The 14,026-nt window shown below is 51.2% G+C and carries 12 protein-coding genes; 1 reads left to right on the top strand and 11 read right to left on the bottom strand.

Features of this window, described 5'->3' with window-relative positions; genetic code table 11:
* Positions 1-70 precede the first annotated feature (70 nt).
* Genes B5D63_RS11390 through ubiE form a run of 3 tightly spaced genes read right to left on the bottom strand, consistent with a single transcriptional unit; the run spans position 71 to position 2,882 of the window.
* Positions 71-1,414, bottom strand: coding sequence for a dihydroorotase (locus B5D63_RS11390; protein WP_078668933.1), 1,344 nt, complete (start codon positions 1,412-1,414; stop codon positions 71-73).
* Between the two features lie 47 nt (positions 1,415-1,461).
* Positions 1,462-2,163, bottom strand: coding sequence for a type IX secretion/gliding motility protein PorT/SprT (porT, locus tag B5D63_RS11385; RefSeq protein ID WP_078668932.1), 702 nt, complete (start codon positions 2,161-2,163; stop codon positions 1,462-1,464).
* Positions 2,136-2,882, bottom strand: coding sequence for a bifunctional demethylmenaquinone methyltransferase/2-methoxy-6-polyprenyl-1,4-benzoquinol methylase UbiE (ubiE, locus tag B5D63_RS11380; protein WP_078668931.1), 747 nt, complete (start codon positions 2,880-2,882; stop codon positions 2,136-2,138). Before ubiE ends, porT begins: the two co-directional genes overlap by 28 nt.
* A gap of 73 nt (positions 2,883-2,955) precedes the next feature.
* On the opposite strand from ubiE, the gene yihA reads away from it, so the two are divergent.
* Positions 2,956-3,564 carry a ribosome biogenesis GTP-binding protein YihA/YsxC gene (gene yihA / locus B5D63_RS11375; protein ID WP_235021517.1) on the top strand — a complete coding sequence of 203 codons (609 nt, stop codon included), beginning with the start codon at positions 2,956-2,958 and terminating at the stop codon, positions 3,562-3,564.
* A 184-nt stretch (positions 3,565-3,748) separates the two neighbouring features.
* On the opposite strand, the gene B5D63_RS11370 is transcribed toward yihA, so the two are convergent.
* The 8 genes from B5D63_RS11370 to B5D63_RS11335 form a co-directional block, all read right to left on the bottom strand.
* Complete coding sequence (locus B5D63_RS11370; RefSeq protein ID WP_078668930.1) at positions 3,749-4,222, bottom strand: ribonuclease H-like YkuK family protein; 474 nt, start codon at positions 4,220-4,222, stop codon at positions 3,749-3,751.
* 210 nt (positions 4,223-4,432) lie between these two features.
* Positions 4,433-4,810, bottom strand: a complete 378-nt coding sequence (locus B5D63_RS11365; RefSeq protein WP_078668929.1) for a CoA-binding protein — start codon at positions 4,808-4,810, stop codon at positions 4,433-4,435.
* Between the two features lie 18 nt (positions 4,811-4,828).
* Positions 4,829-5,776, bottom strand: a complete 948-nt coding sequence (locus B5D63_RS11360) for a TIGR01777 family oxidoreductase (protein WP_078668928.1) — start codon at positions 5,774-5,776, stop codon at positions 4,829-4,831.
* A gap of 64 nt (positions 5,777-5,840) precedes the next feature.
* Positions 5,841-6,347, bottom strand: coding sequence for a GbsR/MarR family transcriptional regulator (locus B5D63_RS11355; protein ID WP_078668927.1), 507 nt, complete (start codon positions 6,345-6,347; stop codon positions 5,841-5,843).
* Between the two features lie 284 nt (positions 6,348-6,631).
* Positions 6,632-8,263, bottom strand: coding sequence for a pyruvate dehydrogenase complex dihydrolipoamide acetyltransferase (locus tag B5D63_RS11350; protein ID WP_078668926.1), 1,632 nt, complete (start codon positions 8,261-8,263; stop codon positions 6,632-6,634).
* A 117-nt stretch (positions 8,264-8,380) separates the two neighbouring features.
* Complete coding sequence (locus B5D63_RS11345; RefSeq protein WP_078668925.1) at positions 8,381-10,423, bottom strand: DNA polymerase III subunit gamma/tau; 2,043 nt, start codon at positions 10,421-10,423, stop codon at positions 8,381-8,383.
* Positions 10,424-10,506: 83 nt separating this feature from the next.
* Entirely contained in the window at positions 10,507-12,615 is a 2,109-nt protein-coding gene (locus B5D63_RS11340; protein ID WP_143312874.1) for a M48 family metallopeptidase, read from the bottom strand.
* Between the two features lie 228 nt (positions 12,616-12,843).
* Positions 12,844-14,010, bottom strand: a complete 1,167-nt coding sequence (locus B5D63_RS11335) for a hypothetical protein (protein ID WP_078670281.1) — start codon at positions 14,008-14,010, stop codon at positions 12,844-12,846.
* Between the last annotated feature and the right edge of the window lie 16 nt (positions 14,011-14,026).

The following is a 14,026-nucleotide window of genomic DNA, read 5'->3' as shown; positions in this document are numbered from 1 at the left end:
TATTCCAAGGAAGCAAGGCCTCAAAATGAAAGCCAGGCAACCTTGGAATAAATGCTGAATATCAGGATGTTTAAATTTCGAAATGAAGACGATGGCCTTTGGTGGTCTCATTGAACTGACCGTTGGCGTAGGCGAGGTGGCCGCTGACGAAGGTATGCGTGATGGCAGCCGGGAAAGTATGGCCTTCAAACGGGCTCCAGCCGCATTTGTAGTAGATATTTTCTTTGGCTACCGGTGTTTTGTCCTGCATATCCACGATCACGCAATCGGCGAAGTATCCCTCCCGCAGGAAACCTCTTTCCTTGATGCGGAAGCAGATAGCGGGAGCATGGCTCATTTTTTCTGCTACTTTCTCAATGCTGAGTGCGCCTTTTTTTACGTATTCCAGCATCAGCAACAGGCTGTGTTGTACCAGGGGAACGCCTGACGGCGCCTGCTGATAGGGCTGTTGTTTCTCGGTCCAGGTATGCGGGGCGTGGTCGGTGGCGATCACGTCCAGCCGGTCGTCGAGAAGGCCCTGCCACAGTGCGGTTTTGTTCTCCGGCGCTTTAATGGCGGGATTACATTTTATCAGGTTACTGTACAGTTTATAGTCGTCTGCGGTGAAGTGCAGGTGGTGTACGCATACTTCTGCCGTGATACGTTTCTGAGCCAGCGGCATCATGTTGGTGAACAGTTGCAGCTCTTTGGCAGTGGAGATATGGAGGATATGCAGGCGGGAATCGTGCTTTTTGGCAAACTGCACGGCTGTCCAGGATGATTCAAAGCAGGCTTCTACATTGCGGATCAGCGGATGATCAGCGGCAGTGAGATGATCGCCTTTTTCCTGTTTGAAGGCCTCCATATTAGCGCGGATGATTTTTTCATCTTCACAGTGGGTGGCGATGAGCATTTCCGTTTCGGAAAATATTTTTTCCAGCGTCAGGAAGTTATCTACCAGCATATTACCGGTGGAGGAACCCATGAATATTTTAATACCGCATACACGGTCTTTTTTGGCGTTGGTTTTCAGTACCTCTTCCGCATTATCGTTGGATACGCCCATGAAGAAGGAGTAGTTGGCCAGGGAATGTTGCCGGCCGATATCGTATTTGTCTTCCAGCAGCTCCTGGGTGAGGGCGGCGGGTTTGGTATTGGGCATTTCCATGAAGCTGGTAGTGCCGCCGGCCACGGCAGCGCGGGCTTCTGTGTAAATGGTGGCTTTTTCGGTGAGCCCCGGTTCCCGGAAGTGCACCTGGTCATCGATCACACCGGGAAGAAGGTATTTGCCTTCGCCGTTGATTTCTTCGTAATTGCCGCTCACAGTGAGGTGGGGGCCCATTTTGGCGATGCGGCTGTCTTTAATCCATACATCCTGTACGGTGGTCTTTCCTTCGTTGACCACAGCGATATTCCTGATGAGATATTGTTGCATGGTTACAAAGATAATTCACACCGTGCTTATGAGAAGAAGTAAAATGGTTATCCTTCGAGGTGAATGGAAAATACGATCATCCGGGATTGCAGTTTGTCAATCACATTGGCGTAACGGAGGTTCGGATCTTTTACCAGCACGTTGCCGAAACCGTTGCTGATCTTGAATTCGGGAGAAAAGATGAAACTTTCGAAATAAAACTCAAACCCGGCGCCTGCCTCATAACCATAGTCGCTTTTCTGTATTTTGATCAGGTTTTCCGCGCGGCGGGCTCGTGCGTTGGAAGCCAGGTCGTAATCGTACTTCAGGCCGCCGATCACATACACCCGCATATTGCCGATACGGTCTGATTTGAACTTCAGCTGCAGGGGAAAGCTCAGCAGGATGGATTCTATCTTTTTTTCGGTGTTCTCCGGTTTGGGATAGGTATCGCGGTAATAGAGGTTTTTGGACGCAAAAAGCAGCTGCGGATTAAAACGGAGGTCAAAATGCTCCGACAGGCGGGCATTGGCCAGCAATCCGAGGTTAAACCCCATTGTTTTCAACGGCTCCGCGATCATGGTCGAGTCATCGGCCAGGAAGGCGGTGGAGTGCTTCAGTTTAAAAAAGGACTGGTTGGCGGCCAGGGTAATGCCGAAATAATAGGGTTTTGCATCGTGGTCTATCATATTCAGGTTGGTCTGTGCTGTTGCCGGCAGCACAAACAGGATCAACAGGGATATCAGCGCGTAGCGCAGTAGATAGAACATATGCCGAAAGTGAGCGTTTTGCATGTAACGGCCGGGAATCCTGTGTTAAGTAATATGGTTCGCATTTCTTCGCCCTGCGGGAACACTTTCACGGATTCTGGCAGATAACTGTAGGCCGCTTTGCTTTTGGCTACAAATTTCCCGATCAGCGGTACGATAAAACGAAAATACGAATTATATAATTGTTTAATGGGAAAAACTGTCGGGTTCGAAAATTCCAGGATCACCAGTTTTCCGCCTGGTTTCAGCACCCGGCGCATTTCGGCCAACCCTTTTTCGAGGTTTTCGAAATTGCGGACGCCAAAAGCCACTGTTATGGCATCAAACGTCTCGTCCGCAAAACTTATTGTCTCACTATCGCCCAATTGCAGGGTGATTTTATGCTCCAGCCCCAGTTTCCTGATTTTTTCCCGCCCGTGGGACAGCATCCCCTCGGAGATATCGATGCCGGTAATATGCTCCGGATGCAGCTTTTTATTGGCCATCACCGCAAAATCACCGGTTCCGGTGGCCACGTCCAGCATTTTTTTAGGTTGCAGGCTTTTCAGGTATTTCAGGGCTTTACGGCGCCAGATCACATCAATACCCAGCGACATAAAATGGTTAAGGAAATCATACCGGTAAGCAATATCATCAAACATGGAGGCTATCTGCTCCTTCTTGCTTAATTTTGACCCTTCAAAGGGTACGATCTTCTGGACGTGTGTATTCGCTGACATGGCCGCAAAGTTAAGTCATCTGAAGGAATGCAAACAGGAAGATGCGGGATTTTTAATGGAACAAAACAATATCATGGTTATTAAATCTGCAGAATATCTGATCAGCAGCCCCGACTGGGAAAAATGCCCCACGCCGAACATGCCGGAATATGCTTTCATCGGCCGGTCCAACGTGGGAAAGTCCTCGCTGATCAATATACTGGCCAACAATGAAAAGCTGGCCAAAACATCCGGTACGCCCGGAAAAACGGTGATGATCAACCATTTTATCGTCAACAAAGAGTGGTACCTGGTAGACCTGCCCGGATACGGCTTCGCTAAAAGAAGCATGTCGCAGCGCAAACAATGGGAACGGATGATTGAAGACTACCTGCGCAAAAGGACCAACCTGGTGACCATCTTTATATTGATAGACAGCCGCCACAGCCCGCAGAAAATCGACATTGATTTTATCAACCAGCTGGGAGAATGGAACGTACCTTTCAGCCTCGTGTTCACCAAAGCGGATAAAAGCACGCAGGCGGAAGTAAGCCGCAACGTAAAATCGTTCCTCAATAAAATGCGGGAAACCTGGGAATTCCTGCCTCCTCACTTCGTTACCTCTACCGTTAAAAAATCCGGTCGCGACGCGATCCTGGGCTACATCGAAGAGTTGAATGCGCAATTCCGGGCCATTGCCTGAACAGCACAACAACCGATCATTCCGGGTCAGACGTTTATGCCATAACGTTAGCTATCAGAGGAAAGATGGGTTGGAAAACAGATCGCCGGAAAACGGCTGGGTTAGGGGGAGACAATCACCCGACGTGCGGGACACGTCAAAAATTTGAGGCAGATACAATTTACTTTCAGGAGGAGGACCTTGCTTAATTTACAATTTTATTGGCGCAGCTGCTGCTGGCGAAGGCCTCCGGCTTTGCTTTGAAAGCGAAGCCCATTCCAAGGATATAGCCCATCGCTTCCCGAAGGGCCAGATTGCTTTTGAACTGTGGATTGGTATTGATATCGGCGTGTACTTCCATGTCTACGTCATATTCAGTAAACAGGTCGCACAGTTCATACGCAATCTCAATACTTTTGGCCACTTCCACCAGCATACGTTCCTTGATGGAATAACAATCCTTGGTTTTTTCATTGTGGATAAACATAAATCCGCCATGACCTTCCCGGAGGAAGACAATCACCGTAGCGAATTCAGTATCCAGTCCTTTTACCTGGGAATCCGTGCCTATGCATACCTTCAGGCGATAACCCCGGGCGGTTTCCCGGATGATGGCCTGCCGCACTTCTTCCTTTACCGGAAGGTGGATAACCTCTCCATTAAATCTTCTCCATTGCATAAAATATATATTAAAGCGTGAACATGCAATTGTGTCAGATAGGATATTGCCAGCCAGATGAAGTAATGCCAAGCTATTTGGGTCAACAAGATGGAATCAGTCCATTGGGGGTTAAACGGCAAACATATATTTATCGAATATACGAAAAGCTGCCAGTTATTTGCCAACAGCTTTTTACTAATTTTTTTTCGGGAGATGTGTGCCTGCGGATTAATACTGTCCGGTGCTCAACAACACGAGGGTGCAGGCTTCCTGCGGCCTGATATCATGCTGCCGCGCCAGTTCCTCCAGTTCATCGTTTTCAGTTCCGGGATTGAATATAATGCGCCGGGGCCGCAGCTGCAGGATATAGTCGTAGTATTCCTTCTGCAGGAGCGGGTTCATGTACAAAGTCACGGTGTCTACATTTTCCAGTGGAGGATGTGTTGTGATGACCGGTACTGCTCCGATAGTAGCGGCTCTTTTACCGATAGCGACCACCGGGTGGCCGTGAGCGGTCAGCCGGTTCACCGCCAGGTAGCTGTATCGTTCCGGGTTGGGTGATGCGCCCAGCACGACGGTCAGTTTCTTATCGTTGGTGGTTTCCATATACCTAAGGTACGAATTTCAAAACAAGTGGTAAGCGCTTCGGGGCATATGGGCCAGGATGTCGGGGAAGGCCGTTTCCAGAACGGGAAACTGAAAAACAAAGCCCTCCTGCAGGGCACGGGTGGGCAATACCCACCTGCTTTTGAGCAGCAGCTCAGTTTCCGTGCCGATAAGCGCAGCACCGATGCTCAGCAGGGGCGCCGGCGCCGGCAGCCCAAACAGATGGCCGGCCGTTTTACGGAGCAGTCGCATAAAGGTGCGGTTAGGCACCGGATGAGGGGCGGTACAGTTGTATACGCCGCTGGTGCTGTCGTTGTCGTACAACCAGCGGATCATGCGGCATACATCATTGATGTGCACCCAGGTAAACATCTGCCGGCCGCTGCCCTGATACCCGCCCAGCCCGAACTTCACCAGATTCAGGTAGGGATGCATCACGCCGCCGGGCTGCCACCCAAGGGTAACGCCTATACGCAGAATGATTTTCCGTGTATGCGGCAACGTTATTTCGTTAAAGGTGGTTTCCCAGCGCTTACATACCTGCACGGAAAAGTCATTGGCTATTTCCCCGGTAAATTCGTCCATCGGACGGTCTTCTGCATGACGGTAAATGGTGGCGCTGGCCGCGTTAACCCACAGCTGCGGCGGCTTCTCCAGCGTTTGCACTACTTCGCCCAGGACACGGGTGGCATCTGTACGACTGTTAAAAATGGCCTGCCGGTTGGTTTCGTTGTAGCGGCAGTTGACACTCCTGCCCGTCAGATTGATCAGCAAATCAGCGCCTTCCAGCGCAGCGGCCCAGTCGCCCCGGGTACGGCCGTCCCACGCTATATACTGTACCCGCCCGTTGCCAGGCTGCGGCTGGCGCGTCAGGATTACGATGTCGTTGTCTGCCCCGAAATATTCCACAAGTCCATGCCCGATGAAACCCGTGCCTCCGGCTATGATAATGCGCTTGTTTTTCATTTTTTATTGTTTTATAGTTCAGAACTTTCAGGAAATATTGAAATATAATGGCAAAAAAATAAGCCTACTTGATAAGCTTAAGCAGGCTGCTGTAAAACCAGTTCTCTTCCGATTTAATGAAAGCACTAATGGTTTTATCTGTTTGCTGGGCAAACTTATTGATATTGGAAATGGAGTCCTTGAAAGCTTTCAGTTCTCTGTCTTTGGGATCACCTTCAGCCTGTTGCAGCTGCATCAGTACTTTCATGATTGGGTCCAGCTCCCGTTTTTTCCTTTCCCGGGCGATATAAGTGGCTACTTTCCAGATATCTTTTTCCGCCACGAAGAACTCCTTGCGCTCTCCCGGGATCAGTACGCGCTCCACCAGTCCCCAGTTAATCAGCTCCCGCACGTTCATATTGGTATTACCGCGGGAGATATTCAGCTCCGCCATAATATCATCGGCGCTCAACGGGTCAGGCATCACCAGCAATAACGCATGGATCTGGGCCATGGTGCGGTTGATACCCCATTGTGCTCCCAGTGATCCCCAGGTTTGAATAAACTGCGCTTTTGCATCCACTAAATTCATGTAGGTTCTGATTTGTTGTGCCTCAAAAATACACCAAGTTTTTGAACTTTCAAAAGTTTATGAAACAAAATATGGGAAGTGGTGTAACGGGGAAAATAGCCTGAATAACATAGTAACCCCAGGTATAAGCCCCGGGGCTCCATTCCCCTAAAAAAGAAAGACCGACGCCAGGAATCCGTAACACTTCTCCGGCCATTCTCCGGCTCTATTCCCTAAAAAACAAAGACCGGGGCATCCGCTCCGGTCTTCATTTATATTCATAATAAACAAGTTCGTATCAGGTACTACACCAGCATGGTTACCGGATTTTCCAGGTAAGTCTTCAGGGTAGCCAGGAAACGGGCGCCTACGGCTCCGTCCACGCTTCTGTGGTCGCAGCTGAGGGTCAGTTTCATGATATTGGCGATTTTCACCTGGCCTTTTTCAACGATAGCGGTTTCTTTGATGCCACCTACAGCGAGGATAGCGGAATCCGGTGGGTTGATGATGGCGGTGAACTCGTCGATGCCCAGCATACCCAGGTTGGAAACGGTGAAGGTGTTACCGCTGAAGTCCTGAGGTTGCAGTTTTTTGTTTTTAGCTTTGTCGTACAGGCCTTTGGCTTCACCGGCGATCTGGCTCAGTGTTTTCTGGTCTGCAAAACGGATCACCGGTACAATCAGGCCGTCTTCGATGGCTACGGCGGAACCGATATGTACGTGCTGGTTGTGGCGGATAAAGTCACCCATCCAGCTGCTGTTCACATCCGGATGCTGACGCAGTGCCAGGGCGCAGGCCTTGATCACCATATCATTAAAGGAGATTTTCACCGGAGATACCTCGTTAATTGCTTTACGGGCATCCATGGCTTTATCCATATTCACATCTATTTTCAGGTAGAAGTGAGGTGCTGTAAATTTACTTTCGCTCAGGCGTTTGGCAATCACCTTACGCATCTGTGAAAGCGGCGTATCGGTGTAACCTTCCTGGCCGGCAGGTACGAAAGCAGGGGCGGACGGAGCAGCAGCACCGGTTTTGGCAGCAGGAGCAGCGGCCGGTACGAAGTTGTCCACATCTTTTTTCACGATACGGCCATTGTCGCCGGAACCGGCAACCTGGTTGATATCGATTCCTTTTTCAGCAGCCAGTTTACGTGCCAGCGGGGACGCTTTCACGCGGCCATCGGAAGAAGTGGCGGCAGCAGGCGCTTCGGCAGATGCAGCTGCGCTGGTGGCAGCGGGAGCAGCAGCTTCAGCAGGCGCTGCTTTGGCAGGAGCGGCGTTCTCGCCCGCCAGGATCGCGTCCACATTAGTGCCCGGCTTGCCCACGATAGCGATAATGCCGTTTACCTTGGCGGCTTCTCCTTCTTTTACGCCAACATACAGCAGTGTACCGTCCGCATAACCTATCACTTCCATGGTAGCTTTGTCGGTCTCTACTTCTGCCAGTACGTCATCGCTTTTTACTACGTCGCCTACTTTTTTATTCCAGGCAACTATCTTTCCTTCTGTCATCGTATCGCTCAGCAGGGGCATACGGATAACAGACGCATTTTTCAGTGCTTCTTTTAATGCAGCATCATCAGCAGCAGGCGCGGCGGCGGCCGGTGCAGCTTGTGGTGCCGGTGCAGCGGCTTGCTGGGCAGGTGCCGCAGCGGTATCGCCGGAATTTCCCTCCAGCAAAGGCTTATAATCTTCGCCTGGTTTACCAACAATGGCGATAATACCATTCACTTTGGCTGCCTTGCCTTTTTCCACACCAATGTACAGTAACGTGCCCTCTACGTAGCCTATTACTTCCATCGTCGCCTTGTCTGTCTCCACTTCAGCAATAACATCGTCTGCCTTTACTTGATCGCCCACCTTTTTATGCCATTCCGCAATCACCCCTTCCGTCATCGTATCACTCAGGAGGGGCATTCTGATAACTTCTGCCATAGTGTTTATTAAAAATTTTGCTCAAACCTACATGTTTTTGCGCAAAAACGCAAAGAAGGAATGCTAATCGGTTTAAAAATGTCTAATGATCGTTAAGATATAATAAGTGGAACGCAATTAAAAATCAAGCTCCATATTAAGCCGGTCTTTTAACTCTTTTACCAGCGGATATTTCTCTGACATATGCTGGAACTGTTCCCTGCTGGAAAGTGGCGCAGGGCCCAGGTCCTGTACCTGCTGGCTCTCGTCCAGCTGGAGGGTCAGCACAAGGGTCGGATTATTGAATTTCTGCTTGAAAAACTCGGAAATCGCCATTTTCTCCTCTTCCATGAACCGGTGCTGCACAATATTGCGGCTCACAATGCCGATCTCGGTAGCGCCCAGCAACTTCAATACGGCCAGTGCCAGGTTGCTCACCACTGTCATCTTGTTGGCCTGGCGGAACCGGTCAATGAACTCCTCCCAATAAACCTCCAGGGCGCCGGCTGTTAGCGGAATACTCTGTACCTGCGCACTGGTTTGCTGTTTGGCGGCCAGCGCCTCTTTCATCGCTGCCAGTCCGGTCAGCTTACTGGCGGGCGTGGCTGGTTTGGCAGCAGCTGTAGCGGCACCCGGCTGGCTGCCGGTGGCATAAGCTGTCGTCTGCGTATTTTGCGGGGTCACGGGCGTGGCACTGGTGGCTGCCGGAGCAGGACGGGCAGGTGCGGCCGGGTTATGGGCGATGGAAGTACTGTCGGCTGAATGCCCCGCGGGCGCTCCGGTATTCATTCCGGTAGCGGCTGGACTGGCGGTCTGGCCGGGATTGGCCGCGGCTGGTGCCTGTGCCTGTGCTTGCGTCTGTGTCTGTGTCTGCGTCTGCGGCTGTGTCTGAGCGGTAGCAACGGGCGTACTGTCTACGGTCAGTCGCGCAGTTTCGGGTGACTGGGCCGCTATACTGGCAGTAGTAGCCGGTTTGGAAGCAGCGGGCTGCGGGCCGGGGGCCCTTAACCGCTGTGGCGGCGTACCGTCAGCTACCAGCTTTTTTTTTAACACCTCCCCGTTATGCTCATCGCTCACCAGGCTGACAGCCTGCTGCAGGTAACAAAGCTTGATCAGCGCCATCTCCACATGCAGGCGCTTGTTACGGGCCAACCGGTAGTTGATCTCCGTATCATTGAGCAGGTGAAGGGCGGTAATCAGGTAGGCCGGACTGATTTTGCCGGATAATTGTTTATAACGGTCTTTCAGGTTGCCGGACACTTCTACCAGGTGTAAAGCTTTCTCCTCTTTACTGAGCAACAGGTTGCGCAGGAATTCGGCCCAGCCGTTCAGGAAGTTGTCCCCCTCAAACCCTTTCTGTAAAATTTCATCAAATATTAACAGGGCCGTGGACACGTCCTGCTGTAGTACAGCGTCCATGATCCGGAAGAAATAATCGTAATCCAGGATGTTCAGGTGCTCCAGCGTATTCTGATAGGTAAGATGCCCGCTGGTAAAGCTGACGATCTTGTCCAGCGTGCTCAGCGAGTCGCGCATGCAGCCGTCCGTCTTCTGGGCTACCAGATGCAGCGCATCGGCATCAGCCTGGATATGCTCTTTCTCACAGATCTCTTTCAGGTGGTCTACCGTATCCTGTATGGTAATACGCTTGAAATCAAATATCTGGCACCGGCTCAGGATGGTCGGTAATATCTTGTGTTTCTCCGTGGTGGCCAGGATAAAGATCGCATAGGAAGGCGGCTCCTCCAGCGTTTTCAGGAACGCATTGAAGGCAGAGGAACTCAGCATGTGCACCTCATCTATAATATAGATCTTGTATTTGCCTGCCTGCGGAGAAAAACGTACCTGCTCCACCAGCGTCCGGATATCGTCTACCGAGTTGTTGGAAGCGGCATCCAGCTCATGAATGTTGAAAGAGCTGCCCTCGTTGAAGGATTTACAGGAATGACATTCATTACAGGCTTCCCCATCAGGCTGGAGATTCTCACAGTTAATGGTTTTAGCCAGAATACGGGCACAGGTGGTCTTCCCTACGCCGCGTGGCCCGCAGAACAGGAAAGCGTGCGCCAGCTGATTATTGCGGATGGCATTCTTGAGCGTGGTGGTGATATGTGCTTGTCCTACAACTGTTGAAAAGTTCTGCGGACGGTATTTACGGGCTGAAACGATAAAATTCTCCATATGACTGCAACGCTTTCGCGAGCGTCGAAAATACGCACAAATTCAGTAAGAGAAAAATGGAAGCCATCAGCGCGGCTTTCAACTCAGCCTTCCGGCTCCATGGTCAGCAAAAACTCCAGGAAGGATTTCCGGAGCAGGATATTGCTGTTGTTATACTGTTCCATCACGGTGGAAATGATTTCGTGCAACTCCTGCAAGGCCACATAATCCGGCACCTGGTCCTGCATAAAAATACAATCCTGCGCGGCAAACCGCTGCACTTTGTCATACACCTCCGGAGAAAGGCAACTGGTATATCCGGGAGAACTGGTCACCTCATGCAACAACCGGCGGAACCGCCAGCATTCGGCCCGCAACTCTTCCATCCACGGCTCCAGCATGGCAATGGCGTCATGCCCGGCATTGAAAACCTGGCTGATAGCATGGATCACCCTGATCACCTGGTCGTTCAACCGGTTGGCGAACTCCTGGTGCATCAATATCTGCTGATACCGGGTCGTCAGCAGCCGGACAGCCTCCGGCCCCCTGGCCAACGCCCGCCGGTAATGATAGGAATACGCCTGCTGGTCGTGCTGCTGTAGCCAGCGTTGCTCTTCGGCTACCTGTCCGGCCAGTCGCCGGGCCAGCTCCCGGGCATCGGAAGCTTTCTGCGGCTGCCCGTCAAACTCAAAGACACGGGTCTGAAACTGCCCCGTAGCGATGGCCTGCAATGTTTCTACGTCCTGTTTGTCCCGGTAATAGCTCCTGATCCGCCATACCACGTCCGGATGATACAGCTGCGCCATATCGGTAACACCGGTGGCAGACAGTGCCCGCTCATCTTCCGTATTAACAGCGGTAAACGCCCGGTTATCATAATAATCATGAAAAGCGGCAGGGTATTCGTACAGGCGGTGCCGGTGGGTGAGCGCGGCTACGAACTCGGCAGGGCTGATGGTGTCGCCGCTACATCCCGGTGACAGCACATCGTATACCTGACGGGTGCTTTGTTCCTGTAACAGTTCAGGGTTATTGAATAACTGCCACGCGCTGGCGGTAACCTGCTCACAACGGATACCGGCAGCGAGATAGCGTTGCTCGCGGTCTTCCCGCGTAGGGTGGGTGGTCCATTGTTCCCGCAGCTGTACCCGGCTTTTCAGAAAAGTGTGGAAATAGCTATCAGGTATCAGTGGCAGCCCCGCCGTGTCGGTTTCCAGGTGGTTCTGCCGGACATAATAATCGATGACGGCGCGGTGAACATGGAAGATGTTCCTGAACCGCTGCCCGTCTGTTTCCAGGTCAGACAGCTTATGCATGCAGTGGTCCAGGCAATAGGTGCCCATTTCCACCCGGCGGCCGCCGCTCACAGCAGCTTCGGTGCCTGCCAGCGACACGGCCAGCGCATCTGCCTGGAATTCCATCTCCCGGCTCAGCTCAAGATATTGCCGGTTGATAAGCCGGTAAAGTTTACGGAGTAAGAACCGGATGCTGTTGACCACCATGGTGGTCACATGGGCGAAAAATCCCGTCAGTCCGCCATTGTGGCTCCATCGCATGGCGAGGTCGTTCCAGCTGTCGTTTTCGTACAGCATATTATACAAGACCTTGTTCCACATATAGGCATAGCTGCCGAATTTCATACTGCGCCTGGAGAAATGCGCAAATTCCTGTGTCAGCACCATTTTAAACTCGCTGATATTGACACAGTTCACCAGCCCCAGCCCGATTTCCAGGTTCATCCGGCCAGGCCATAACAAATTGAAAAAGCTGGAGTTGTAAAAGACGGAAACATTTACTTCCGGCACCACAAACACTTTCTCCGGAAAACGGATACGGGTTTCCTGCACCAGCTTCGAAATAAAATCAAATAACCGGGGATGATCATCAGCATCAATAGGGGCACGGTAAGGGTTTACCGGCGCCCGCCGGTAAAAGAGAAACCGTACCAGCAAAAATATCATCAGTCCGCCCAGTATGATCAATACAGGGCCGGCAATAAAGGTAAAGATACCGGGATGATATCCGGTAAGGGCTATACCGGCTGTAACAAAGGCTGCGCCCAGCGCTACGGCTGTTAATAATACCAATACGTACAACAGAAAAAAGAGCAATATAAAACCAATCACTTTTACTATCTGTAGCCTAAACGCTGCCGTGGGTTGAAAGACCGCGGGATCATTAATCCCTGGACTTGCAGGATATAAGTTGGTCATAACAAAACATCAGGTTAAATACGATAGCCGCTGTAAAAGGGATTTAAATATAACCAATATTCAGGGATTTATTACGGCCAACGGTAGTGCCGGATATTGGTATGATGCCGCTGAAGGCCGTGCTGTGGCGGAAGGGAAGCGAAATGGAGGTGTGAAGTTGTCATGAAAAGGTTTCCGGAAATAAAAAGCCCGGCTGCCAGATGGCGCCGGGCGATATCGTTTAGCGTATTATTCCAGTATCGGATGTCTTTCTACCGGGACATTAGGGTCAAACATATAGCGGTAGGTGGTCAGCCTCCTCGACGGGGTGGCGCCCAGGCTGGCCGCCACATTCAGCATACGGGGATTAAAATCGCCAATCCACTGCATTTCATAGGATTCATAAGGCATGCTTCTGGGTTGTATCACTTTAGCGCCCTCCACGATAAGATAGGCATCTACCCCCTTGCCCTGGAACTCAGGAACAACGCCGAAAATGATGCCTACCATCTTGTGACACTGCCTGGTCAGCTTCATCCAGACAAAAATCAGCTTACCCCACCAGTTCATTTTTCCCTTCATGTGTTTGATATACTGGTTCAGGTCCGGCAGGTTAAGCCATATGGCTATCGGCTCGTCTTTGTAATAGGCAAACCAGGCGATCTTCTCATCCATCAATGGTTTCATCTGGTTAAAAAGGCTCAGCACCTGTCCTTTGTTCATTTCTTTGCCGCCTGCATGCTGGGCCCAGGCCTTGTTGTAGACGATGCTGAAATCCTGGGCGAACTTCTCCAGCTGGTTCTTTTTAATATGCCGCGCGGAGAAATCCGGGTCCTGGCTAATAGCGGCATGGCGGGAATAGAACTTGTCCGCCAGCTCCCCACGGGAGCCCATACCATAACATATCTGGTTAAAGAACAGCCGGAAGCCATAATTTTCAAACAGCCGGATATAATAGGCAGGGTTGAAATTCATGGCGTATAAGGGCTCATGATAACCTTCCGTCAGCAGCCCCCACCAGTTGTTACGCTCCCCGAAGTTGATAGGCCCGTCCATAGCGCCCATTCCCCTTTCCTGCAACCATTGTTTGGCGGTGTTGAATAAGAGGTTGGCTGCCTCCTGGTCGTCGATACAGTCAAAGAAGCCCATACCGCCCACTTTCACCTTGTCCCCTTTATTGGTGTACTTCTTATTTACAAATGCGGCCACTCTGCCGATCAGGTTACCCTGCTGGTCTTTTATGATCCACCGTACACACTCCCCGAATCGGAACGCTTTGTTCTTCTGAGGGTCAAAAACAGCTTCAATATCCTTGTCCAGTGGTCTGATCCATCCAGGTACGTCCTTGTTTAGCCTGATGTGTACTGCTAGAAACTCCGCCGCTTTTTGGGCGTTGTCAACTAAAATCAATTCCATGGATACTATTTGTGCA

The sequence above is a fragment of the Chitinophaga eiseniae genome, from assembly GCF_900167135.1.
GTDB classification, from domain to species: Bacteria; Bacteroidota; Bacteroidia; order Chitinophagales; family Chitinophagaceae; genus Chitinophaga; species Chitinophaga eiseniae.
Note: the sequence above shows the minus strand (reverse complement) of the source record. Positions and strands in the feature narration are given on the sequence as shown.

Coding starts and splice junctions, on each gene's coding strand:
- B5D63_RS11365 (WP_078668929.1), bottom strand. CDS start 4,810: ATGGAAACCACCAACGATAAGAAACTGACCGTCGTGCTGGGCGCATCA.
- porT (WP_078668932.1), bottom strand. CDS start 2,163: ATGTTCTATCTACTGCGCTACGCGCTGATATCCCTGTTGATCCTGTTT.
- B5D63_RS11340 (WP_143312874.1), bottom strand. CDS start 12,615: ATGACCAACTTATATCCTGCAAGTCCAGGGATTAATGATCCCGCGGTC.
- B5D63_RS11350 (WP_078668926.1), bottom strand. CDS start 8,263: ATGGCAGAAGTTATCAGAATGCCCCTCCTGAGTGATACGATGACGGAA.
- yihA (WP_235021517.1), top strand. CDS start 2,956: ATGGTTATTAAATCTGCAGAATATCTGATCAGCAGCCCCGACTGGGAA.
- B5D63_RS11335 (WP_078670281.1), bottom strand. CDS start 14,010: ATGGAATTGATTTTAGTTGACAACGCCCAAAAAGCGGCGGAGTTTCTA.
- B5D63_RS11355 (WP_078668927.1), bottom strand. CDS start 6,347: ATGAATTTAGTGGATGCAAAAGCGCAGTTTATTCAAACCTGGGGATCA.
- B5D63_RS11360 (WP_078668928.1), bottom strand. CDS start 5,776: ATGAAAAACAAGCGCATTATCATAGCCGGAGGCACGGGTTTCATCGGG.
- ubiE (WP_078668931.1), bottom strand. CDS start 2,882: ATGTCAGCGAATACACACGTCCAGAAGATCGTACCCTTTGAAGGGTCA.
- B5D63_RS11390 (WP_078668933.1), bottom strand. CDS start 1,414: ATGCAACAATATCTCATCAGGAATATCGCTGTGGTCAACGAAGGAAAG.
- B5D63_RS11345 (WP_078668925.1), bottom strand. CDS start 10,423: ATGGAGAATTTTATCGTTTCAGCCCGTAAATACCGTCCGCAGAACTTT.
- B5D63_RS11370 (WP_078668930.1), bottom strand. CDS start 4,222: ATGCAATGGAGAAGATTTAATGGAGAGGTTATCCACCTTCCGGTAAAG.